General features: G+C 63.1%; 17 protein-coding genes. 3 read left to right on the top strand and 14 right to left on the bottom strand.

Going from position 1 to position 21704, the window contains the following annotated elements; genetic code table 11:
• The first annotated feature begins 15 nt into the window (after positions 1 to 15).
• The gene (locus AC50X5_RS10365) at positions 16 to 639 is read left to right on the top strand and encodes an HD domain-containing protein (protein ID WP_494975987.1); all 624 of its coding nucleotides are present in this window, start codon (positions 16 to 18) and stop codon (positions 637 to 639) included.
• Positions 640 to 651: 12 nt separating this feature from the next.
• On the opposite strand, the gene AC50X5_RS10370 is transcribed toward AC50X5_RS10365, so the two are convergent.
• From AC50X5_RS10370 to mmuM, 6 genes are all read right to left on the bottom strand, one after another.
• Complete coding sequence (locus tag AC50X5_RS10370) at positions 652 to 1893, bottom strand: low temperature requirement protein A (RefSeq protein ID WP_494975988.1); 1242 nt, start codon at positions 1891 to 1893, stop codon at positions 652 to 654.
• Between the two features lie 63 nt (positions 1894 to 1956).
• The gene (locus tag AC50X5_RS10375; protein ID WP_494975989.1) at positions 1957 to 4317 is read right to left on the bottom strand and encodes a hypothetical protein; all 2361 of its coding nucleotides are present in this window, start codon (positions 4315 to 4317) and stop codon (positions 1957 to 1959) included.
• Between the two features lie 82 nt (positions 4318 to 4399).
• On the bottom strand, positions 4400 to 5749 hold the full coding sequence (locus AC50X5_RS10380; protein WP_494976092.1) for an ATP-binding protein: 1350 nt from the start codon (positions 5747 to 5749) through the stop codon (positions 4400 to 4402).
• A gap of 197 nt (positions 5750 to 5946) precedes the next feature.
• Positions 5947 to 6195, bottom strand: a complete 249-nt coding sequence (locus tag AC50X5_RS10385) for an SCO4226 family nickel-binding protein (RefSeq protein WP_493983202.1) — start codon at positions 6193 to 6195, stop codon at positions 5947 to 5949.
• A gap of 124 nt (positions 6196 to 6319) precedes the next feature.
• Positions 6320 to 7132, bottom strand: a complete 813-nt coding sequence (locus AC50X5_RS10390; protein WP_494975990.1) for an IclR family transcriptional regulator — start codon at positions 7130 to 7132, stop codon at positions 6320 to 6322.
• The gene (gene mmuM / locus AC50X5_RS10395) at positions 7129 to 8079 is read right to left on the bottom strand and encodes a homocysteine S-methyltransferase (protein ID WP_494975991.1); all 951 of its coding nucleotides are present in this window, start codon (positions 8077 to 8079) and stop codon (positions 7129 to 7131) included. The genes AC50X5_RS10390 and mmuM overlap by 4 nt, the downstream gene beginning before the upstream one ends.
• Positions 8080 to 8291: 212 nt before the next feature.
• On the opposite strand from mmuM, the gene AC50X5_RS10400 reads away from it, so the two are divergent.
• Both AC50X5_RS10400 and AC50X5_RS10405 read left to right on the top strand, forming a co-directional pair.
• A complete protein-coding gene (locus tag AC50X5_RS10400) occupies positions 8292 to 9008 on the top strand; it encodes a CoA transferase subunit A (protein ID WP_494975992.1) in 717 nt (238 codons plus the stop codon).
• Between the two features lie 54 nt (positions 9009 to 9062).
• A complete protein-coding gene (locus tag AC50X5_RS10405; protein WP_494975993.1) occupies positions 9063 to 9719 on the top strand; it encodes a CoA transferase subunit B in 657 nt (218 codons plus the stop codon).
• Between the two features lie 64 nt (positions 9720 to 9783).
• Here the strand turns inward: AC50X5_RS10405 and AC50X5_RS10410 are convergent, their stop codons facing one another.
• The 8 genes from AC50X5_RS10410 to AC50X5_RS10445 form a co-directional block, all read right to left on the bottom strand.
• Positions 9784 to 11292, bottom strand: coding sequence for an amino acid permease (locus AC50X5_RS10410; protein WP_494975994.1), 1509 nt, complete (start codon positions 11290 to 11292; stop codon positions 9784 to 9786).
• An 85-nt stretch (positions 11293 to 11377) separates the two neighbouring features.
• Entirely contained in the window at positions 11378 to 12808 is a 1431-nt protein-coding gene (locus AC50X5_RS10415) for an aspartate ammonia-lyase (protein WP_494975995.1), read from the bottom strand.
• Positions 12809 to 12815: 7 nt separating this feature from the next.
• Positions 12816 to 13871, bottom strand: coding sequence for an asparaginase (locus AC50X5_RS10420; protein WP_494975996.1), 1056 nt, complete (start codon positions 13869 to 13871; stop codon positions 12816 to 12818).
• Between the two features lie 48 nt (positions 13872 to 13919).
• Positions 13920 to 14636: a FadR/GntR family transcriptional regulator gene (locus AC50X5_RS10425; protein ID WP_494975997.1), complete on the bottom strand. Its 717-nt coding sequence runs from the start codon at positions 14634 to 14636 to the stop codon at positions 13920 to 13922.
• 57 nt (positions 14637 to 14693) lie between these two features.
• Positions 14694 to 18092 carry a DEAD/DEAH box helicase family protein gene (locus AC50X5_RS10430; protein ID WP_494975998.1) on the bottom strand — a complete coding sequence of 1133 codons (3399 nt, stop codon included), beginning with the start codon at positions 18090 to 18092 and terminating at the stop codon, positions 14694 to 14696.
• Positions 18093 to 18154: 62 nt separating this feature from the next.
• On the bottom strand, positions 18155 to 19093 hold the full coding sequence (locus tag AC50X5_RS10435) for a restriction endonuclease (protein WP_494975999.1): 939 nt from the start codon (positions 19091 to 19093) through the stop codon (positions 18155 to 18157).
• Positions 19093 to 20166, bottom strand: a complete 1074-nt coding sequence (locus AC50X5_RS10440) for a restriction endonuclease subunit S (protein ID WP_494976000.1) — start codon at positions 20164 to 20166, stop codon at positions 19093 to 19095. Before AC50X5_RS10440 ends, AC50X5_RS10435 begins: the two co-directional genes overlap by 1 nt.
• Positions 20163 to 21659 (bottom strand): type I restriction-modification system subunit M, encoded by a 1497-nt coding sequence (locus tag AC50X5_RS10445; protein WP_494976001.1) that lies wholly within the window; start codon positions 21657 to 21659, stop codon positions 20163 to 20165. The genes AC50X5_RS10440 and AC50X5_RS10445 overlap by 4 nt, the downstream gene beginning before the upstream one ends.
• Positions 21660 to 21704 lie beyond the last annotated feature (45 nt).

Raw genomic sequence — 21704 nt, forward strand, 5'->3', positions numbered from 1 at the left:
GGTAATCTGGAAGGCATGTCCCAAACCCCTGCTCCTGAAGAGTCCGCGTACGCCTCAAATCCCGCAGGTACTGCCTCTCCGCGTTTTACCGTCGAAACTGCCCGTGTCCTGGCCGAGGTGGCCCACAACCGCCAGAAGGACAAACTCAAGCGACCCTACCGCGATCACGTGCTGGCGGTAGGGGATGCCCTGGCCGATTTCGACGACGACATCCAGATCGCCGGGTACCTGCACGATATTGCCGAGGACACTCCCATCACCCGGCAGGCGCTGCTGGACATGGGCGTCTCTGAACGTGCGGTGGGAATCATTGAACGCGTTACCCGGCGGATGTACGACAACCCTGACGACTACCAAGGCATCATGCGTGAAATTGCCAAGGACCACGACGCCACCTTGGTCAAGATCGCGGACAACGCCCACAATTCCGTGCCGGAAAGGGTCCGGGCGCTGGCCGAAAAGTGGCCGGACAAGCCGCCAGTCACGCGCTATTCCGAGGCCCGGCCCGTCCTGTACACGGCAGTTCCCGCCGAAGAGGTCCGGCTGATCCTTGAGCGGATCAACCCTTCCCTGCTGCCCGAACTGGAAGAACTGACCGACCTCGAAGACCTGACGGATCTCGATGAGGTGACGGACTAGCTTTTCGTCCGGTCAGCCTGCCCGGCTTTGCAGCCGGGCCAAATCGGTTTCACGCCATTTCCGGCCGGCGGCCTCGTCCGCCACTATCACGAAGGCCGGACCGGCTACGATCACCAGAAGGCAGACAGTAACGGGCAGCCCGGCAGCTGCCAGGGCGACGCCAAGCCCGGACGATGCCACCACCACGGCTGTCATCACGAGGTTCCGCGGCTCGAAGCCGGTCAATGAACCGTAGACCCAGGTCAGGGCGATCTTGAATACCGCGACGGGGATGGCCACGCTGGCCACGGCCACAGCCGCGCTGACATGTGCTTCGTGGTCAATGTAGTACGCCAGCACGTGCAGGCCGGCCCCCGCGGCGGCGATGGCGGCGAAGATGAGCATGTGGGCGTAGCCGAAGACGAATGATTTCTCGCGCCGGACATGGAGGGCCTCGCCATTTGGCAACGTGAAGTACACCCACCAAAGCGCAACCGCCAAACCGGTTCCGCCAAGCCCCACCAGCGCCGCGTTGAGGCTCCATCCGTGGAGTGCCACGATGACCCGCAGGGTTTCGATGGCGCCGATCAGGCATTCGCCCAGCGCGATGATGGCCAGGAGGCCGTAGCGCTCGGCAATGTGGTGGGCATGCCAGGGGGTCTTGGTTCTGCGCTCGGCGATCACGGGTGTTGCCATCTCCATGACGAACAGCGGCAGGATCATCAGGAAGGTAGCGAGGACAGGGACGTCGATAAAAATCACCGCCACCCAGCCAAGTTGCACAACGGCCAGGTAACCCGCGTACTGGAGTGCTACATGCCGGTGATCCGGATCCTGACGGGCCACCCTCAACCACTGGAAAATCAGGGCCACCCGCATCACAACATAGCCCAGGACCATGACGGCGTTGTCCACATGCTTGCCTTCCACAAGTGAGTGGAAAAGCGGCTCAACTCCCATCGCCAGGATCAGAACGCCCACCATCTGGACCATGGTGATGAGGCGGAAAATCCAGTCGTCGGTGTCATAGGCGCTGGCAAACCACGTGAAGTTGATCCATGCCCAATTCACCGCGAACATCGCGAAGGCAAAACCGATAAGCCCCGGGACCAGGTGGTCTTCGGCGATGGCATGCGCGAACTGGTTGGAGGCCACACTGAAGGCAATGACGAAGGTCAGGTCGAAGAACAGCTCCAGTGGAGTGGCCGAGCGATGCGGCTCGTGCGGATCCCGTCCGCCCATGCGAGGGAGGACGCGGCGGGAAGTGAACGGCATTCGGTGTGCCCTTTCTACGGGGTGGCTGCGAATGTACAGTACCCGCCACCGATGCAGATGGGGCTATCTGGTAACTGCATCGCGCAAATGTGCGTAGCTGTCGTCGTAAGTCGCCATGATCGAGGCGGTGCTCTCAGGGTAGTGACTGCGACTCACCCCTGCCCTGTCCGCTAAGAGGTTGTACCGGGCCTCAATCTCCTGGTCCAGGACGGGTTCCAACTGGGCAATCCAGGTCCGGTAGTCATCCATGTCCTGGCCGCTGACAGGCTGGACGGGGCCTTCTACGGACATGTCAAATGCCCCGGCGAGGGTTGCCATCACGGCGGCCTTGAGCTGCAGGGTGCGCAATTCCTCAGACCTGTCAGCCGCAGCAATAGCATGCTTTTCATTGCTCGCCCACAGGGTTTCCGCTAAGGTGCTTCCCTCATTGGCCCCCTTATCCACAAGACCCAGCAGGCCATCCTGCACAGGTTTGGGCAAGTCACTAAACTTCGGGATCAGCTTCTTGACCGGAATGAGCCCAACCGCAGACTCAACCGGTTTGATCACGGCTTTTGCCGCTTCATCCTGGTCAGCCCCTGCCACAATGCCGGCGCCATCTGACGCGGCGTCCAGAAGGGCGTGCAAATGGACCAGCCGCTTGCCGGCCCCGAGCACATCAATCGGGTTGTCCGTGCCCCGGGCATGCCGGGCCAATGCCGCCGAGTAGTCCGCCGCGAACACATCCATGGCCCCGCCTCCTCCGCTTCCGTAGATGCGGCCGATGACCGCAGACACCTCTTCCTCATCCAGCACGGCAGCACGCCGGGATGAACCGTCAGGCATCCGGATGTCCGTGGTGATGGCGTCGCCCGGATTGACTCCGGCGTCCTCAAGGAAGCTTGATTCGAGCAGGCCTGGCAGTTGGATGGCGACAGCAAAGGTCAGTGATTCGACGGCGGCGGGGCTGAGGCCATCCTGCTGAAAGTGCGGGTTGTTAGCCAGTGTGGTGATGATGAGCCCGGATCCTGCGGCCAGCTGGTCCCAGTCCGCGCTGTCGAGACCGGCCGGATGGATGGAGGCAGAGGCCCAGACCGCGAGTGCGCCTTCAAAACGATCAGCGTCGTTCCCGTTCGCTGCCTGCCAGTCCCGGCCGTACCAGTGGCGGATGCGGTCTGCCCCGTCCGCCTCGGTGAGGAAAGCGTGCGACGCTTCGGGTGAATGGGCCAACTGGCTGAACACCAGCCCTGCCGGATCGCGGAGACGTTCAGCTGCTCGGTCTGCTGCCCCTGCTTGGCCTGTTTCTGCCTGGATGATCGAGGGGAGGGGGGTGGAGGTTCCCGTCTGGACCGGCGAGTCCTGGATCCGTTCCCGCTGGTCAACCCGGCGGGCCAGTGCCAAGGCCAGTGGAGCTCCGATGGCAGCGCCGGAGAGCAGGTAGGCCAGGCCCGTATGTCCCGTCCTAAGGTCCTGGACCATGCCTGCGTCGAAGTCCGGGCGGTTGAGGGTTTCGAGTCCAATGTCCGGCAGCAGCCCGGAAGCCATAGCGGCGGACTCCAAGTCATCCCAGCGTTGCGAGGCCAGCACGAAGGCCGACCGCATGGCCTGCGGGAAGCTGGAGGATTCGGAGCCCGGCCTGCCGTCCCGGGACGCGGGAAAGGAACCCACGAGCCGGGCGGCCTCTGCGCCGCCGAGGGCTGTGAAGAAGGCGTCCATGTGTTCGGCGGAATAGCCGTAGGCGTCCAGGAGGTCCTTGAGCTGAGTATAGGACTCACCGGTGGGCGGGTGGCGGCGGAGAATGTCCCGGGACCTGGTAGCCATGACTTCCGCTACCTGTGCCGGGCCGGCCCTGCGGGGATCGGCGATGCCGAACTCCACAAGTTGCCGTCGTGCCGACTTCCAATCGCTCACGCGATGGGTGGCCAAGGCGGCAACGGCTGCCCGGTCTGCGTCCCGGCGTTGCTCCCAGAGGCCTTCGATGTCCCGCTGGCAGCTGGCTATCTCCTCAGTACGGACCCGGCGCTCAGCGAGTAGCCGCACATAGGCAACTTCAGTGTCAGCACTCAGGCCGCGCGGATACATCATGCCGGACGAGGCCGGATCGGGGTGCTGGCGCAGCCATTCCCTGGCCAGTTCAATGCGGGTACGGAGTGGGCTGAACGAGCGGGAAATCCCCTCCAGGTCCTGCCGGTAACGATCCACCCCGGCCAATTGCCCCAGCAGGTTTTCCGAGACGCGTTTGAGATGCTGCCGGATGCCGTTCAGCAGGGCTGTGCATGCCGAGGCATCTGTTCCCTGCCATACTCCAGGGATTTGGCCGGCCACGGAACCAGCGCCGGCGGTAGCGGTGTCCGTATCAACTATCTGCTGACGCAGGATCATGGCAGCCGTGATCAGCTCACCGGCGTTGTGTTTGCCGGGGTTCTCTTCGAGGGTGGCCGTCATACCGGCCATCCTGCCAAACGGTGCGCCGTGACCGCACTCCCCGTGCACGCTATGTGGATAACTCTCCGGGCCAGCGGCAGCCTTAGACCCGCCCCAGCGAGCCTATGTCCTCGAGGAAGTCCCTTTGGACCTCCTCGCTCACCGTGGTCCGGGTTTCCCCGATTGCGTCAAGGTAATCCTGAGTGGTGGGGCCCTTTCGGACGGTCTTCCGCATGGCCTCCTCAACGGTGACGGAGGAAGCTGACGTGACGCCGGTGGCGGTGCCGCCGTGGCTGTCCTTGCCGTAAACAACGTTTTCCAGGGCGCGCTGGGAGGCGCTCCGTGCCGCGTACTCAATGTCCGCGGGCGAAAATCCATGCGTCCGCTCCACCAGCAGCGCCACGTCAACGATATCCAGCACCGCGGGCGGAATGAACCGCTGCCACATGGCCTCGCGGGCCTGCGCGTCCGGCAGGCCGATGGGAATGACGTAATCGAAGCGGCCGTGGCGAAGGAATGCGGTGTCAAGTGCGCGAATGAAGTTGGTGGCGCAAACCAGCAGCCGTCCCGGCTGTTCGCGGAATGCCGGAATGATCTTGAGCAGCTCGTTGGTGACGCCCTGCAGCGGCGACGGCGGTTCACCGGAGCGCTGAGACGCGATCTCCTCCACCTCGTCGATGAACACCACAGCGTGTTCCAGCTCGGAAATCTCCAGGAAGGTTTCCCGGAGTGCACCGGCCAGGCCCTTCGGATCGGCGGCGAGCCGGGACGGAAACACCTCCACGAAGGGCCACTCGAGACGGGATGCAATCGCCTTGGCAAACGTGGTTTTGCCGGTGCCGGGTGGACCGAACAGCACCACCGCGCGTGGCGGGACCACGCCGTATTCATCCGCCAGATCGGCCTCGGCGAGCGGCAGGACCAGGCGTCGTTCCAGCAGCTCCTTTTCCCTGCGCATGCCCGCAACGTTCTCCCAGAGGTCCCGCGCCAGTACGCGGCCGCCCAGCTGCCCCAACGCGCCCAGCTCCTGCCGCTGGACCGGAATGGTTCGCTCGAAATACCGGAGGTTCTTCTTCAGCGCGAAGCCTCGGCTGACAAACGCCTCAACGCGCGTTTCCGCCTCGGGCATCAGCGCGGACAGCTTGTTGAGTCCATGCGGGGCCATCCGGTTCTCGACGGCGGCCAGCAGCGAGGTGCCAATACCCTGGCCGCGGTTTTCCGGCAGCGTGGCCAGGAAAACGATCCAGCCCTGATCATGTGCGGCCCGTCCGACGGCCGCGCCCACCACCGTCTCGCCCTGCACCGCCACCACCGCGTGGTCCTTTTCGCAGGAGGCCAGCACCTCGGAAAGGGCATAGACCGGCTCCACATTGGAGGCCTTGAGCGTCTCCCACAAGTGCAGGATGCCGTCCAGGTCGCTTGAATGGAAGTCCCTGATCCGCCAGGTTGTCATGTGGTGTCTCCCGGGTGGTTCGTCGTTGAACTGGGCAGAGCCGCGGAGTGCGGCATGCTGCTGAGCATAGGCGATAGTCACCCTTGCGCCACCTGCCTGGCGCTTCGTTACGCCAGTGGGCAAGCAGCCACCGACGGCGACACCCGGGTTCCTTTTGAGGGGATCCCGGGTGCCGCCGCCGAACTTTGCTGCCTGAGTCAGACCTTGATCGGAACGGGGTGAACCTCGTCCGCCGGGTGGCCTGCCCGCTCGTGGATGCGCCTGACGGCGTCCGCGGACGGGGCTTCGGACAGGCAGTAAACCACACCGGCGTCGGGGTCGGCCCATGCGGTTTTGAATTCCACATTCTCGTCACTTTGTATGGCGAGGTCGGCGTCGTGCGCGGCTTGAAGGGCTTCTTTGGTGAGCCCGGACATGTTGCGGTGGATATCCATAAATTCCGGCATCTTTGTGCTGCCTCCCTGGGTTGTTCTGCGGTGAATACCGAGGATGATGCCGACGTTAGACCTGGGTCTTACAGCCGTCAAGAGGGAAGTTTTTCCCGGAGTTGCCGTGCAGGAAGCCCGGCCTTCACGGGCGCACGACGCCGGCACCGGGGTGGAGGACGCCTGTCAGCCGGTGGGCCTCCCGGAGCAGGCATTTGCCCAGGAATTCGCGCCGGTCCTCGCGGAACCTCGTTTCGATTCCGGTGAGGGACAGGGCCCAGGCCGGGCGGCCGTTGCGATCGAACACCGCGGCCCCCATGCCCCAGCTGCCTTCCAGCACAAGCCCGGGGTTGACTGAATAGCCGGTGCGCCTGGTGGCTGCCAGGTTTTCCCGCACTACCGGCTCGGGGTGACCGTCCGCGAAGGCGCCCGCGTGGGCGCGCCAGTTCTGCAGGATGCGCTCCTGCTCGTGTTCCGGCAGAAAAGCCAGGATGGCGGTTCCCGCGGACGCAACACCCAGAGGGAACCTGACTCCTTCATGCAGGACAAAGGACCGCACCGGGAAGCTGCCTTCCTCGCGCAGCAGGCACACCGTTTCGGAGCCGCGGCGGATCGAGAAGAACGCGCTCTCGCCGGTCTCCTCCGCCAGCCGCCGCAGGCCGGGCCGGGCCAGGTCTTCCAGGGGGAAACGAGCCGATGCCACCGATCCCAGCAGCAGCATCTCCGGGCCCAGCATCCAGCGGCCGCTGCGCTGATCGTGCTCCAGCAGCCCCTCGCTGGCCAGCGAGGTCAGCAGCCTGTGGACGGTGGGGCGGGTCAGCCCGGATGCGCGGACCAGGTCCGCCAGGGGGCTGCCTTCTGCACTGCCGCCAACCAGCCGGAGGAGCAAGGCGATCCTGCTGACCACCTGGGCGCCCTGGACTGCCCCGCCGGCTCCGGCTCCTGGTGTTGTGTTCATCTCAGTGTTGCGAGGGAAGCGATGTCCCGGGGCGTGGTCCGGCAGCAGCCGCCCAGCAGCCGTGCACCGAGTCCGCGCCATATGGGGGCGCCCTGTTCAAGGGTCAGGGGCTGGCCGTTGATGACACCGTTTTCGGCGGGCGCCGGACCCCAGGTCTTGGTGACGGCGTCATAGCTTTCGCCGGAGTTCGGATAGGCCAGCAGGGGAGTGGCTGTCACCTGGCGCAAAGTGGTAAGCGCGGGGGACACGAGTTCCAGCGGGACGCAGTTCACCCCGAGGGCCGCCACCCGCGGTTCAGCGGCGCACCAAGCGGCCACCTGGGCCAGCGGCGTGCCGTCGCTGATGTGCCCGCCGTCGCGGAGGGTAAAGGACAACCAGGATTCGACGTCGAACTCGGCCAAGAGCTCCAGCAGTGCCTGGGCTTCTGGCAGCGATGGCAACGTCTCGCAGGCGAGGAAGTCCACGCCTGCTTCCACCAGGGCCGAAACCCGCGCCCGGTGGAACTCCAGGAAGGCTGCCCGATCCAGCTGGTAGTCGCCCCGGTATTCTGACCCGTCAGCCAAATAGGCACCGTAGGGACCTACGGATCCGGCAATCATCAGTGGCCCGGCGTTGGGTTTTTCGGCGAGGTATTCCGTGCGCGCTTCATCGGCCAGCCGCACGCTGAGGGCCACCAGATCCAGCGCCTCCGCTTCGGCAATGCCGCGGCGGGCAAAGCCCATGGGCGTCGCCTGGTAACTGGCAGTGATCGCCACCTGGGCTCCGGCCCGGAAGTAGTCCAGGTGCACCCGCTTCACAAGCTCCGGCTGCTCCACCAGGACTTTGGCGGACCACAACGGGTCATCAAGGTTGCTGCCGTGGGCTTCAAGTTCCGTGGCCAGGGCACCGTCCAGGGTCAGGTTTTCTCCGCCGCCGAGCAAAGTGGTGAGCATGGTGTTTAGGGGCATACTTCAGGCTACAAGCCGGGCCAGTCACAGCCGTGAAAGTGTCCATAGTATGGACGTTTGCCGCAACTGGTCCATGTTATAAGACTGCCAGCGTCTTCCCTCCTCCCGCCGTTGACCGGCCTACCATGCCAACCGTACGCTCCAAGGAATGCCCGGCAAGTCCACAAAGTGGAATGTCGGCCTGGCGGGTACGGCTCAACGAGGGGAATGCGATGTCGAAATACATGTCCGGTGCGCGGGAGGCACTCAAGGATGTCCTGCGCGATGGCATCACCCTCGCCGTCGGCGGTTTTGGCCTCAGCGGCATCCCGGCGGACCTGATTGATGCTGTCCGCGAGTCCGGCGTGAAGGACCTGACCGTTGTGTCCAACAACATGGGCGTGGATGGCAAGGGCCTGGGCATCCTGATCGAGGCCAACCAGGTGCGCAAGGTCATTGCGTCCTACGTCGGCGAAAACAAGCTGTTCGCGGAGCAGTATCTGGCGGGTGTACTCGAGGTGGAGTTCACGCCGCAGGGAACGCTGGCCGAGCGGCTGCGGGCCGGCGGCGCCGGCATCCCGGCCTTCTACACCAGAACCGGCGTGGGAACCCTGGTCGCTGAAGGTAAGGCCCATGAAGTGTTCGACGGCGTCACGTACGTTCAGGAGCGCGCCATCAGGGCCGACGTCGCACTGGTCCATGCGCACACCGCGGATACCGACGGGAACCTTATCTACCGCTATACGGCGCGGAACTTTAATCCCGTCGTGGCCACCGCCGGCGCTGTCACGGTGGCGCAGGCCGAGGTGATTGTGGAGCCCGGCCGGCTGGATCCGAACCACATCGTCACGCCGGGCGTCTTTGTCCAGCGGCTGGTGCAGGCCACGGTGCGGGCCAAGGACATTGAGCAGCGGACGGTCAGGCCGCGCCCCGTCAGCGTACCCGGCTGAGTGTTCCTGCCTTAGCTTTATCCCCATGATTTCCATCAATCCGAGGAGAACCCCATGGCCTGGACCAGGGACGAGATGGCTGCGATTGCGGCAGAAGAGCTTAACGACGGCGACTACGTGAACCTGGGAATCGGCATTCCCACGCTGGTGGCCAACAATCTGCCTGAAGGCGTCCGCGTGGTGCTGCAGAGTGAGAACGGCTTGCTGGGCATGGGCCCGTTTCCCTACGACGGTGAAGAAGACGCGGACCTGATCAACGCCGGCAAGCAGACAGTGACGGTCCTTCCGGGCGGCAGCATTTTCGATTCGTCCATGTCCTTTGGCATGATCCGCGGCGGGCACGTGAAGGTGGCCATCCTTGGGGCAATGCAGGTTGCCGGCAATGGCGATCTGGCCAACTGGACCATCCCCGGGAAGATGGTCAAGGGCATGGGAGGCGCCATGGACCTGGTGGCCGGGACGCCGCGCGTTGTGGTGCTGACCGAACACAACGCCAAGGACGGCAGTCCCAAGATCGTCAGGGAATGCAGCCTGCCTTTGACCGGTCGGGGCGTAGTGGACAGGATCATCACGGACCTGGCGGTGTTCGACCTGGCGAGTGCCGCCGTCGGGCTTACCCTCACCCGCCTGGCTCCCGGCGTCACCGTGGAGGAGATCCGGGAGAGGACGGAGGCGGACTTCACCACGGCCCTCTTAAACCCAGCCGGGTAGCAGTTGTTGCCGTTTGAAAGGTTCACAACGGCAACTAGTGCTACCCGGTTGGGGACGGCGGGTGTTACCTGAACGTCTCCGACGGCGGGTTCGCCACCACCGGGGCCAGGCCCGTGAAGCCCTCGCGGGTCTCGGCAATTTCGCGGATCCGCGTCCGGCAGGCGTACCAGCCGAGCACCATCAGGACGCTCGCAACGGCGGTGACCAGCATGGTGAGCGGCGATTCGATGAACACCATGACGAGGACGGCCACCAGGAACAGCAGCGAGAGGTAGCCGGTGTAGGGGGCGCCGAACATCCGGAAGGACGGCCGCCGCAGGAAGCCCTTGTCCGCCCACCGCTTGAGCTGGATCTGGCACAGCACAATGGTTGCCCACGTCATGATGATGCCCACCGATGCCACGTTCAGGACGATCTCGAAGGCCTCCGCAGGAACCAGGTAGTTCAACGGGACGCCCAGCAGCGAGACGCCGGCGGTGATGGCGATGCCACCGTAAGGCACGCCGGCCTTGTTCATCCGTGACGCGAACCTGGGCGCCGAGCCGTTGACGGACATGGAGCGCAGGATGCGGCCAGTGGAGTACAGCCCGGCGTTCAACGAGGACAGTGCGGCGGTGAGGACCACCAGGTTCATGATGACGTCCACGCCCTGGATGCCGATGGAGCCAAAGAACGTTACGAACGGGCTGACGCCCTTCTCGTAGGAGGTGTACGGCAGCAGCAGGGCAAGCAGGATGACAGAGCCGACGTAGAAGACGGCGATGCGGAAGACCACGGAGTTGATGGCCTTGGGCATGATCTTTTCCGGGTCCTTGGTTTCGCCGGCGGCAGTGCCCACCAGTTCAATGGAGGCGTACGCGAACAGCACACCCTGCATGAGGATGATCATGGGAAGCAGGCCGTTGGGGAAGATGCCGCCGTTGTCCGACAGAAGGCTGAGGCCAACCTGCTGGCCATCCACCGGGGTGCCGAAGATGACGAAATAGGTGCCGACGACGAGGAAGACCACCAGCGCCGCCACCTTGATCAGGGCGAACCAGAATTCCATCTCGCCGAACACCTTCACCGAGACCAGGTTCAGCGCGAGGACCACCACCAGGGCAATCAGCGCCCACGCCCACTGCGGGACTTCGGCCATCCACGGGATGTAGTTGCCGAAGAAGTTCATGTAGAGCGCGGCGGCGGTGATGTCCACGATGGTGGTGGTGGCCCAGTTGATCCAGTAGAACCAGCCGGACACAAACGCGGCCTTTTCGCTGTAGAACTCGCGGGCGTAGGAGACGAAGGACCCCGACGACGGACGGTGCAGGACCAGCTCGCCCAGCGCCCGGAGGATCAGGAACGCGAAGAAGCCGCACACAGCGTAGGCAATGACCAATGAAGGACCTGCCGCGTTGAGCCGGCCGCCGGCGCCCAGGAACAGGCCGGTGCCGATTGCGCCGCCGATGGCAATCATCTGGATTTGCCGGGGCTTGAGGTTTTTGTTGTAACCCTTGTCCTCCGCGTGCAGCGCCGTTTCGCTCGCGTGCGCCTGGGGCGGGACAGTGTGATCCGTGATTGGGGGGTGTGACATGGGGGGTGTCCTTTGTGGGGAGTGGTGGTTGAGCGTCGGGTGGTTGAGCTTGTCGTAACCGCGGTTTCGACAAGCTCAACCACCATTACTTGCTGAGGTTGGCTAGACGCTCGGGGCTGAGGAGTTCCTGGAGCTGGGCCGAGGTGAGGAGTCCGTGTTCGAGCACCAGCTCCGCCACCCCCTTGCCGGTGGCCAGGGCTTCCTGGGCAATCGCCGTTGCTGTGGCGTAGCCCAGATGCGGGTTCAACGCGGTGACCAGGCCAATGGACTGTTCCACGGTGAGCCGCAGGTGCTCCGTGTTGGCGGTGATGCCGGTGACGCAGCGCGACGTCAGGGTGCGGCAGGCTGCCTCAAGGTGGCTGATGCTCTTGTGGAGGCTGTGGACAATGATCGGTTCGAAGGCGTTGAGCTGCAGCTGCCCGGCCTCGGCGGCCATGGTGATGGTGACGTCGTTCCCGACTACTTCGTAAGCCACCTGGGAAACGACCTCGGGGATCACGGGATTGATCTTCCCGGGCATGATCGAGGAGCCGGACTGCACTGCCGGCAGGTTGATTTCACCGAGTCCGGCGCGCGGGCCGGAGGAGAGCAGGCGGAGGTCGTTGCAGATTTTGGAGAGCTTCACGGCTACGCGCTTGAGGACGCCGGAGAGGTGGACAAAGGCGCCGACATCCTGCGTGGCCTCGATAAGGTCGACGGCGGTGACCAGGGGCAGGCCGGTGATCTCGGCCAGGTGCCGGCAGGCTGCCTCCGCGTAGCCACTGGGAGCGTTGAGCCCGGTGCCGATCGCGGTGGCGCCAAGGTTGATTTCATGGATGAGGAGGTCAGCTTCGGCCAGGCGGAGCTTGTCTTCACCGATGGTGACGGCGTAGGTGCCGAATTCCTGGCCCAGCGTCATGGGGACGGCGTCCTGGAGCTGGGTGCGGCCCATCTTGACGATGGTGCGGAATTCCAGGGCCTTGGCAGCGAACGCGTCTTCGAGTCCGGTGAGGGCGTCCAGTAGTTCGCGGGCCGCAAAGATGGTGCCCAGTTTCACGGCGGTTGGGTAGACGTCGTTGGTGGACTGGCTCAGGTTGACGTGGTCGTTGGGGTGCAGGCGGGCGTAGTCGCCTTTAGGGTGTCCCAGGATCTCCAGGGCGCGGTTGGCGATGACCTCGTTAGCGTTCATGTTCGAGGACGTGCCGGCGCCGCCCTGGATCACGTCCACCACAAACTGGTCAGCGAGTTCACCGTTCATCACGTCCTGGCAGGCCTGCTCGATGGCATCCCCGCGCTCGGGGTCCAGGAGGCCGAGTTCGCGGTTGGTGCGGGCCGCGGCGAGTTTCACGGCAGCGAGCCCGCGGACCAGGTGCATGTTGCTGGACAGCGGCTGGCCGGTGATCGGGAAGTTCTCCACCGCCCGCAGCGTATGGACACCCCAGTAGGCGGTGGCGGGGATGTCACGGTCACCGAGAAGGTCATGCTCGGAGCGCGTCGCTGCCGCAGGGGTTTCGGTGGTCGAAATGCTTTTTGTCATGGTGGTCCTAGCGGGCTTCGTTGACTTGCATGGACAGGAAATCGAGGGCCTGGAAGGTGCCCACCTTGCGGCCGCCCCCCAGGACTGGGGTGGCGGCGATGGTGCCAAGGGCGGAGGTGTCGACGTCGAGCGCTTCCAGTACGCGGACGGTGACGGGCATGCGGGCGCGGTCGCCGCCGTCGGAAATCTTCACTGCGATGGCACGGCCGTCCGGGAGTCCCACCAGCTGGACGCCTTCAAAGCCGTCCTTCGCGACCGCTCCGGGGAGCCGGCGCATCAGTTCGGTCACGTCCCGGCGCTCGCCGGCCACCATCTCCGGGTGGCGGGTCATGGCCAGGCCGACGGCGGCTTCCGCGGTGAGTGCCGGCGGCTCCTGCACTTCCCCGGTTCCTGCGTCGGAAACGGCCTTGGCGATCTTTCCGAAAGCGATAGCCATCCCCCGGAGGGTGAGGGCGAACAGCGGTGTTCCGCAGCCGTCCGTGCTGACGGCGAAGGGCTGCTCGCCGGTGAGGTCGGCAACCGTGGCGGCGACGAGCTGCTGCAGCGGGTGGCCGGGATCCAGGTAGCCCTTGACCGGCCAGCCGTTGATCACGCACATGGCGGCCATGGAGGCGTGCTTGCCGGAGCAGTTCTGCGTGAGCTGGGTGGGGGTGCCGCCGGCGCGCAGCCATTCTTCGCGCTCCGGCCCGCCGTAAGGCATGTCCAGGCTGTTTTCCAGGGCGTCCGGCGTGAGGCCGTGGAGATCCAGAATGCGCCGCGCGCCGTCAACGTGGGCGGTGCTGCCCGAGTGGCTGGCGGCGGTGAGGGCCAGCAGGTCGGCAGGGAGGTCCAGTCCGGCCCGGACCATGGCTACGGCCTGCAGCGGCTTAAGCGAGGACCGCGGGTAAAACGGCGCAAGGGGATCGCCGGCGCTGAGGAGGGTTCCGCCGTCGAGGTCCGTTGCAATGACGGAGCCGTAATGGATGCTTTCGGCGAGGCCGTCCCGGACGGCGACTGCGAGCGGCGCATGCGCGGGGAGTTGGCCCGCGTGGGCGGGCAGGATGACGGGCGCGGGGGAGGGCATGGGGTCCTTCGGGGTGGTCAAGGAGGGCGGGTCCGCTTTTGGCGGAGGTTAACTGTCCAGGATGGAGTCGACGGCAGCGCCGACGGCTTCAAGGTGGCTTGCCATGGCTGCCGCGGCGGCTTCCGGGTTGCCGGCCTCGATCGCGGAGAGGATTTTCTGGTGTTCGGTATCTGAGGCATGCTGGCGGTCCGCCACCAGGTTCAGGGTTTCGGACTGGTGGGCCAGGGCATCCCGGATGTCCGCCACGACGCTGGCAAACACGCGGTTTCCGCTGGTTCGGGCGATGGCCGTGTGGAACGTGGAATCGAGGTGCACCCAGGATTCCGGGTCACTTTCCTGGAGCATGGCCTGGGCAACGTCCTTGAGCTCCTGGAGGTCCTCTTCGCTGCGGCGGAGGGCTGCAAGCGCCGCTGCCGGGACCTCGATGTGCGGCCGGGCTTCGGTGAGGTCCCGCGCTGAGTACTGGCCGAGTGCAAGATCGTTTGCCACCTTATTGGCGACGACGAATGTTCCCTTGCCTGTTTTGGTGACAGTCAGGCCAAGGGCGGTGCAGGAGCGGAGAGCTTCCCGGATTACGGAACGGCTCACCCCGTACTGCGCAGCAAGTGCTGCCTCGGAGCTTAGTTTGGCGCCTACCTCCACCCGGCCGGACTCGATGTCCTGGCGGACGGCGTTGAACACTGCCTCGGCGGCGCTGAGCCGGGTGAGCGGCATGGGGCTTGGACCAGCAGGCTGTCCTGCTGTCCGGCTGTCTGACAGGTTCACGGTTTAAAATATGGCACGGGTCACAGGGAGGTGTCAAAGCGAGAGTGAGTTAGAGCCTCAGCTGACCCGGGCGCGGTCCTCAATGGAACGGAGAATGCCGAACAGCTTAACCACACCGTCATCCCCGAACAGCACGTCAGGGCCGGACGGCGCAAGCTCGTTGTAGGGCGAACTGAACAAGGCTGCCGGGTCCACCTTGCCGTTCTCCACGAGGTGGTTGGTCAGAACCTGCAGGAAATCGATTTGCTGAGCGGTGAGCGTGGTGCCTGCCACGAACTCCCCAAGAGCTTCTTCCACGGCTTCCCGGTCGAGGCCGACGAGCGACCGGACGTACAGACCCAACCCTTCCGCGGCAGCCCGATTGAGGTCCTCGGAGGAGCCGAGGCCACTTTCCAGCAGGATCCGTTCAAGCTCGGAGAGATCCAGCGCCGTCAACTGCTTGTTCCGCCGGAGCCGCTGGACCGTTGCGTGTTCCTTGTACTGGTCGAGGTACAGCCGGATTTTCTCGCGGTAGCGCACCAGGTCCACGTGGCCATTGCCGGCGCCGGTCAGTTCCAGCTCTTCAAGTTCACCGAGCTCGTCCTGGAAGTTGGTATAGACGACGTTCCGTTTCCGCTTTTCGATGAGGTGCACAAGGGTACGGAGCTTCTGCCGGAGCTCCTCCAGCCACTCGACGGAAACTGACTCCCACTCGCCGTCATCAAGGACGGCTTCGATGAGGAGCAGCTGCGCAGCAATGGCGGGCACGTTCGGTTGGTCCTGCAGGGCAGATGCGACTGCTTGGATCTTTTTCCGGTAGGGACCGAGGGGTTTGCCCTGAAGGGCTGCCAGCTCGGTTTGGAACATCAGATAGTCGAAGCGTTTGGCCTCCTCCGTATCCGGCAGGGCACCAATTGACGCAAGTCTGGCGAGCTCAGTCTCGAGAGCGTCAAAGTCTTCCGTTTGCAGGGACTCCCACGTGGTTGCTTCCGAGAAGCGGTCCAGCCACTTCCGCGACGGCTTCACCAAAAAGTTGTCCCGCGGCAGCCGATCCACGGTATGTTTCAGGTTTTCCCGCAATTCGACGACGAAGGGAGAGCCGGGGTCCCAAGCCAAGTCTGCCGTTGTGCGCAGCAGCTGGGCCCGTGCTGCAAACGTGCTTTCCGCAAGGGATATGCCCAAGGAGCCTTCATTGCCTGGCATGCCGGCATTGAAATACTCGGCGTTCCGGCAGAGGTCAAAGATGAAAAAGTCCGTCTTGTTCTCGTCCGGGCCAAAGAGGTCAGAACAAAGGCGTGTTCCACGGCCCACCATCTGCCAGAACTTTGTTTTTGAGCGGACCATTTTGAAGAACACCAGGTTGACCACTTCGGGGACGTCTATCCCGGTGTCCAGCATGTCCACGGATATGGCTATATGCGGATTTCCGTCACGGCGTGAAAACTCGTCGATCAGGGACTGGGCGTAGTTGACCTGATGGGTGATAACGCGGGCGAAGTGGCCTTTGAGATGCGGGTAATTGTGGTCGAAGCGCTTTTCAATGAACTCCGCGTGCCGGTTGTTCTTGGCGAAGATGATGGTCTTGCCCAGGCGGTCGCCGCCGGCCACTTTGTGGCCGCGGGTCATCAGGACCTCGAGGGCTTTGTCTACAGTGTCCGTGTTGAACAGCCAGGAGTTCACGACGTTGGGGTCAACGGACTCCGGGATTTCGCCGTCTTCGTTCCAGTCGAGTTCGTCCCACTGTTCCTTTTCCTCGTCGGGAAGGTCGTCGTAGGCGATGCCTTCGTAGGGGAATCTGAGCGGGACGGGTACCACCCGGGGAGGAACCAGGTACCCGGATTCGATAGCCTCGTTGAGCTCGTAGGCGAAGGTGGGAACGTTGTCTTCGATGCCAAACAGGTTGTAGGTGTTGCGGTCCACTTCTGACTGGGGTGTCGCCGTGAGCCCGATCAGGAGGGAGTCGAAGTACTCGAAAATGGCACCGTACTTCTGATACACGGAGCGGTGGGCTTCATCGATGACGATGAGGTCGTAGTGGCCGATGCCGAACTTCCGCTGGCTCAGCCGTCCCTCGGTCTTGTTGATGAGGTTCATCATGGTGGGGTAAGTGGCCAGGTGTATGCGACTGTCGGCCTCTTCGCCGGATCCGAGGATGACGGGTCCCGAACCGGGCAGGTGGGTCCTGAACGCGTTGGCCGCCTGTTTAACTAGGGCCACGCGGTCCGCAAGGAACAGGACGCGTTTGGTCCAGTTCGCTTCCTGCAACATTTTTGCGAGTGCGACGACGGTGCGCGTCTTGCCTGTGCCGGTCGCCATGACCACGAGGGCCTTGCGTTCGCAGTTCTTCTCGTAGGCCTCCGTCACGGCGCGGATGGCGTTGTGCTGGTAGGGCCGCTCGACGATCGCATCGTCGATGGTCTGTTCAGCAAGTGGTTTGCGGGTCTGCCGCCGATCGACGAGCAGTTGGAGCTGGTCCCGGGTGTGGAAGCCCTGCACGGGCCGCTCCGGGTACATGGTGTCGTCCCAGATCCAGGTTTCGTATCCGGAGGTGTAGTAGATGATGGGGCGTCGTCCGTACCGGCGCTGCAGGCAGTCGGCGTACAGCTTGGCCTGCTGCTTCCCGGTGTGCGGGTCCTTGGTGGTGCGTTTCGCTTCAACTACCGCAAGGGGAAGACCGTCAGCCCCCCACAGAACGTAATCCACGTAACCTGTGCCGCTAAGGGTGCCGCTTTTGGTGGGCATGGTGTCCACCTTGAATTCGCGGTCCTCGGTGTTGGACAGCGGCCAGCCGGCTTCGTGCAAGTCCAGATCAATGAGGTGCCTGCGGGTGAGCGCCTCGTCATAGTCGTGGTGGTCCGGTACCAGCTGGTTTTGTTTCTTGGCCTCAGCAATCTGGGCCTGCAGTTGTTTTAGCTGCGCCGCGAGGTCTGCCGACTCAGCGGCGGCCTTCGACAGAGCTTCATCCCGGGATTTGAGCTCGGCTTCCAGCTTTTGCAGCTGCTCAGGGCTTTGCTGGGTGGCGGGGGCCTTTTGTGCCGGGGCCAGGAGGGCGGAGTCGAATGCCAGCGACGGCGGCAGCTGGTTGCCCCTCGGCGCATAGTTCCGGGCGAGCCAGTAGCAAACGTGGTGCAGCTCCCGCAGGACGAGTTCGGCGCCTTGGGCGGTAGGGGCGACTGCGTTGTGGACGGCATGATTGCCGGCTTTGCGGATGATGGTCAGTTTGTTGCCGATGGCGTTGCCGACGAGGCTCTTAAAAGCCGGCTCGCTCAGGAGTGCGTTGAGGTCCTCCTTGTAAGGACGAGGCAATGCTGTCTCAACCTTGTAGAGCCACTCGACGAGGCGTTCCACGGTGTAGCGGGCGTAAAAGACGGATGCCCGGGGGTCCAACCGGGCAAACTGTTCCGCCCGCCTGGCCTGCTGTGCCAGTTCGGGCCAGTCGGTCAGCAGAAACCCGAAATTGCTGTTCACTGCCCCCATGCAGCCGTCTCCATTCCCACGTCCCGTTGCTTCTGAGATCAGTCAACCATGCGGCACTCCCGTTATTCGAAGAAGTCCTCGTCCAGCTCAACCACGTCGTAACTCTGTTTGACCTGCACACCCACCCGGTACTTGATCATCAGGGTCACCAGACGGGCGGCGTCGATCAGGATGATGCGGGAGGGAACGCCGTCGGCATACTGCTTGGCACCGGAGGAGAACGAACTGGTGGTGATGAAGACTCCGCGGGATGCCCCGACTCCGTGGAGGGCACCGACGAAAGCCTGTATGGCTTCCCTGCCAACAGTGTTGCCGTCCGCATAGCGCTTCGCCTGGACGTAGATGCGGTCCAGGCCCAAGGCGTCCTGGTCGATGACGCCATCAACGCCGCCGTCCCCGGATCCACCGATGCGGCGACCCCGCTGCTCGGCACCGCCGTAGCCCATTGTGAGGAGCAGCTTGACCACTGCGTCTTCAAAAAAGTCCGGGTGTCCATCACGCAGTCGCTGTAGCAGCGCAGCTCCCACCTCGTCGTGAATGCGGTTTACGCCGTCCTCAATTTGCTCGACCGGTTCCAGGTCTTCCCCGGCAGTGACCCCTGCGGCCACGGATTCTTGGGTCGGAACGTGCTTATCAGTTTTGGGCCAGTACGGAGCAAAAAGTTCGTGTGCTTGGCTGTAGTTGATGCCGTCCGGGTTCTCTTGAAGCCAGTTTCTGCCGGCGTCCGTGATGCAGTAGTGGCCCTTGGTTGGACGGTCAATCCACTGCGCCCTGGTCAGATGACTAAGCACCCAGCCCATCCGTTGCTCATAACGAAACCCGCCGGAGTTCAGCGTTTCCTGACGCGCCGAGTCAGTAAGCCCTGCTTCGTCGGCAGCCTGATGGAAAAGGTCCTTGCGGTGCAGGGTGGACCCGTCGCTCAGAGCTTGGAGCACGGGCACGATGAGCGCCGGCCAGATCGGGACGGCTGTAGCTGAAGAATCCTGCTGAGCATCGGTCACTACAGTTCTCCTCTGAAGGCGCGGTACTGAAGGGAAGCAAAGAGGGCGTCCAGCTCCGCCAGGTGCTTTCGGTTGGTTTCTTTCAAGCGCTCGACGGCGGCAACACGGTCTGCGAAAGCCTTTTGAAGCTGCAGTGTGGGCACCGGGATTTGGGCCGCGTATATCCTTGACCCTGATATCAGGGGCTGGCCAGACTGGCTAGCGTACTGATTTAGGTTAGCGGCGCGAAGCGCTGCAGTCATGAAGCCTATGTCTAGGTCGCTTCTAAGAAGATGCACAATCAGTGCGTTATCAGTCACCCAAGATTTGGCCGGGGCCAGGTGGACGACACCACAATATGCGCCCACACGCCCTATCACGATCGTGGCTTTATCCATTAGGTATTCGTCGTGGTACCCATTGATGCCATTCCCACCGTAGACGGGGTAGACCCCGCTCGAAATCATGTTCTTAGCTGGAAGAAACTTCCCACTCGATACCTTCAACAACTCGAGCAGCGGTAGGGAGGGAGGGGAATTTGCAGCCACGAGTTGCCGGTACAGAGATTGGGTGAGGGTGTCGAGGTGGGCGAGGGCTTGGCGGCGCTTGGTGCGGAGCTCCTCGGCCTTGTCCAGGATCGCCGCAATCCGCCGCTGCTCGTCGAGTGATGGAAGCGCCAAGGGGAGGCCTAAAAACACCTCCTCTTTGACACGCTGCCTGTTGGTCGCCCCAAAGCTTAGGCGTTTGATTCCGTCGACGAAGGGGGGCGCCGTCACTACGCCTAAAAGATAACGTGTATCAACTTTCGCAGTATCAATATTGAACACGGGAAAATCTTTGGAGACAACGGCTCCGTCTAGCTCCTTAGGCACAATAGCGAAGGCGCCATTCCTGGCGTCAATACGTGAATATATGAATTGGCCGGCTTTCACGCGGTATCCGGTAAATATTTGCGGGGTTTTGCCCTCACCAATTTTCCGTTGGACTGCTCCACGACCGTTTAACCGGAGGGTCAGAAACCTCTCCGTTTCTGGTCGGTCCACGCGCTCGGTATTATCGTGCTGGGAAAGAACATCATTAAAGACTGAACTCACTTGAGCAGCTCCCGCAACTCCGCCATGTCTTGCTCAATTTCGCTTTCGAGGTCCTCCAGCGCAGCCAGGATGTCCCTTGGTTCAGCGTGCTCGATGTCTTCGTGCTCGATCTCCCTGTACCGGTTCAACGACAGGTCGTAGTCGTTGTCGGCAATTTCTGAAAGCGGCACGCAGAACGACTGTTCTGTTCGCTCTCTAGTGAGTTCCGCCGTCGTGCGTTCCTTCCACCGAGCAAGGACCTCTGGGAGGTCGGAAGTCCCCAGCGGGGTGCGCTTGTCGTCGAGGGAGAAGCCGTCGGAGCGGACGTCGTAGAACCAGACATTGTCCGTGCCGCCGGAGTTCGTTTTGGTGAAGAAGAGGATGGCTGTGGACACTCCGGCGTACGGCTTGAAGACACCGGACGGGAGCTTGACCACTGCATCGAGCTTGTGTCCCTCGACGAGCATCTTGCGCAGTTCCTTGTGCGCCTTGCTGGAACCGAAGAGCACGCCGTCGGGGACGATCACTGCCGCACGGCCTCCGTTCTTGAGCAGCCGGATGAACAACGCAAGGAACAGCAGCTCTGTCTTCTTGGTCTTGACCAGAGTGAGCAGATCCTTGGCTACGTTGTCTATGTCGATGCTGCCGGCAAACGGGGGGTTGGCAAGGATGAGATCGTACTTCTCCTCCTCGGTACTGTGCAGGTCGGCGAGGGAATCGCGGTACGAGATGTCCGGGTTCTCGACGCCGTGCAGCAGCATGTTCATGGAGCCGATCCGGAGCATGGTGTTGTCGAAGTCGAAGCCGTGGAACTGCTCGTTATGGAAGAACTTGCTAGATTCCGGGTTGGTGAGCAGGTTCGGGTGGTTTTCGCGCAGGTGCTCGCTGGCCTGGACCAGGAATCCGCAGGTGCCGGATGCCGGATCGCAGATGGCTTCCAGCGGTTTCGGTGCCGTCATGTCCACCATGAGGTCAATGATGTGCCGGGGGGTGCGGAACTGCCCGTTGGTGCCGGCGGAGGACAGCTTGGAGAGCATGTACTCGTACAGGTCGCCTTTGGTGTCCCGGCCGTCCATGTTGATGCCGTCAATGACGTCCACCACCTGCTGCAGCACGCCGGCGTTGGGGATCTTGAACTGCGCGTCCCGCATGTGGTGGCTATACGTGGATTCCTCGCCGTTTGCCAGCTTCGGGAGCTCATTGCGCAGGAACGGGAACACCGACTCGGCGAACACGGTGAACATCTCGTCTTTGGCGAAGTTTTTGAACCGGCTCCAGCGCAAATCCGAGTATGGCCGGCCCTTCGGGTCGTTGCCCTCGGGGAAGACGGCTTCTTCCATCGGCTGACCCAGCAGGTTGGCTTTCTTCTCCTGAAGGGTGTGACGCTCATCGAGACGTTTGAGGAACAGCAGGTAGGTAATCTGCTCGATCACTTCCAGCGGATTCGAGATTCCGCCGCTCCAGAACGTATTCCAGACCTTGTCTACTTGGGACTTAATTTCACCGGTGATCACTCCAGTGAGTTTAGTGCGTAGGAGAGACCTCGGATTGTGATGACG

Source organism: Pseudarthrobacter sp. MDT1-40-2 (assembly GCF_059383595.1).

Bases quoted from the DNA above. Each gene is read 5' to 3' on its own strand.
- AC50X5_RS10410 (WP_494975994.1), bottom strand. From the start codon at position 11,292: ATGTCACACCCCCCAATCACGGATCACACTGTCCCGCCCCAGGCGCAC.
- AC50X5_RS10400 (WP_494975992.1), top strand. From the start codon at position 8,292: ATGTCGAAATACATGTCCGGTGCGCGGGAGGCACTCAAGGATGTCCTG.
- AC50X5_RS10380 (WP_494976092.1), bottom strand. From the start codon at position 5,749: ATGACAACCTGGCGGATCAGGGACTTCCATTCAAGCGACCTGGACGGC.
- AC50X5_RS10375 (WP_494975989.1), bottom strand. From the start codon at position 4,317: ATGACGGCCACCCTCGAAGAGAACCCCGGCAAACACAACGCCGGTGAG.
- AC50X5_RS10420 (WP_494975996.1), bottom strand. From the start codon at position 13,871: ATGCCCTCCCCCGCGCCCGTCATCCTGCCCGCCCACGCGGGCCAACTC.
- AC50X5_RS10385 (WP_493983202.1), bottom strand. From the start codon at position 6,195: ATGCCGGAATTTATGGATATCCACCGCAACATGTCCGGGCTCACCAAA.
- AC50X5_RS10390 (WP_494975990.1), bottom strand. From the start codon at position 7,132: ATGAACACAACACCAGGAGCCGGAGCCGGCGGGGCAGTCCAGGGCGCC.
- AC50X5_RS10370 (WP_494975988.1), bottom strand. From the start codon at position 1,893: ATGCCGTTCACTTCCCGCCGCGTCCTCCCTCGCATGGGCGGACGGGAT.
- AC50X5_RS10430 (WP_494975998.1), bottom strand. From the start codon at position 18,092: ATGGGGGCAGTGAACAGCAATTTCGGGTTTCTGCTGACCGACTGGCCC.
- AC50X5_RS10415 (WP_494975995.1), bottom strand. From the start codon at position 12,808: ATGACAAAAAGCATTTCGACCACCGAAACCCCTGCGGCAGCGACGCGC.
- AC50X5_RS10365 (WP_494975987.1), top strand. From the start codon at position 16: ATGTCCCAAACCCCTGCTCCTGAAGAGTCCGCGTACGCCTCAAATCCC.
- AC50X5_RS10405 (WP_494975993.1), top strand. From the start codon at position 9,063: ATGGCCTGGACCAGGGACGAGATGGCTGCGATTGCGGCAGAAGAGCTT.
- mmuM (WP_494975991.1), bottom strand. From the start codon at position 8,079: ATGCCCCTAAACACCATGCTCACCACTTTGCTCGGCGGCGGAGAAAAC.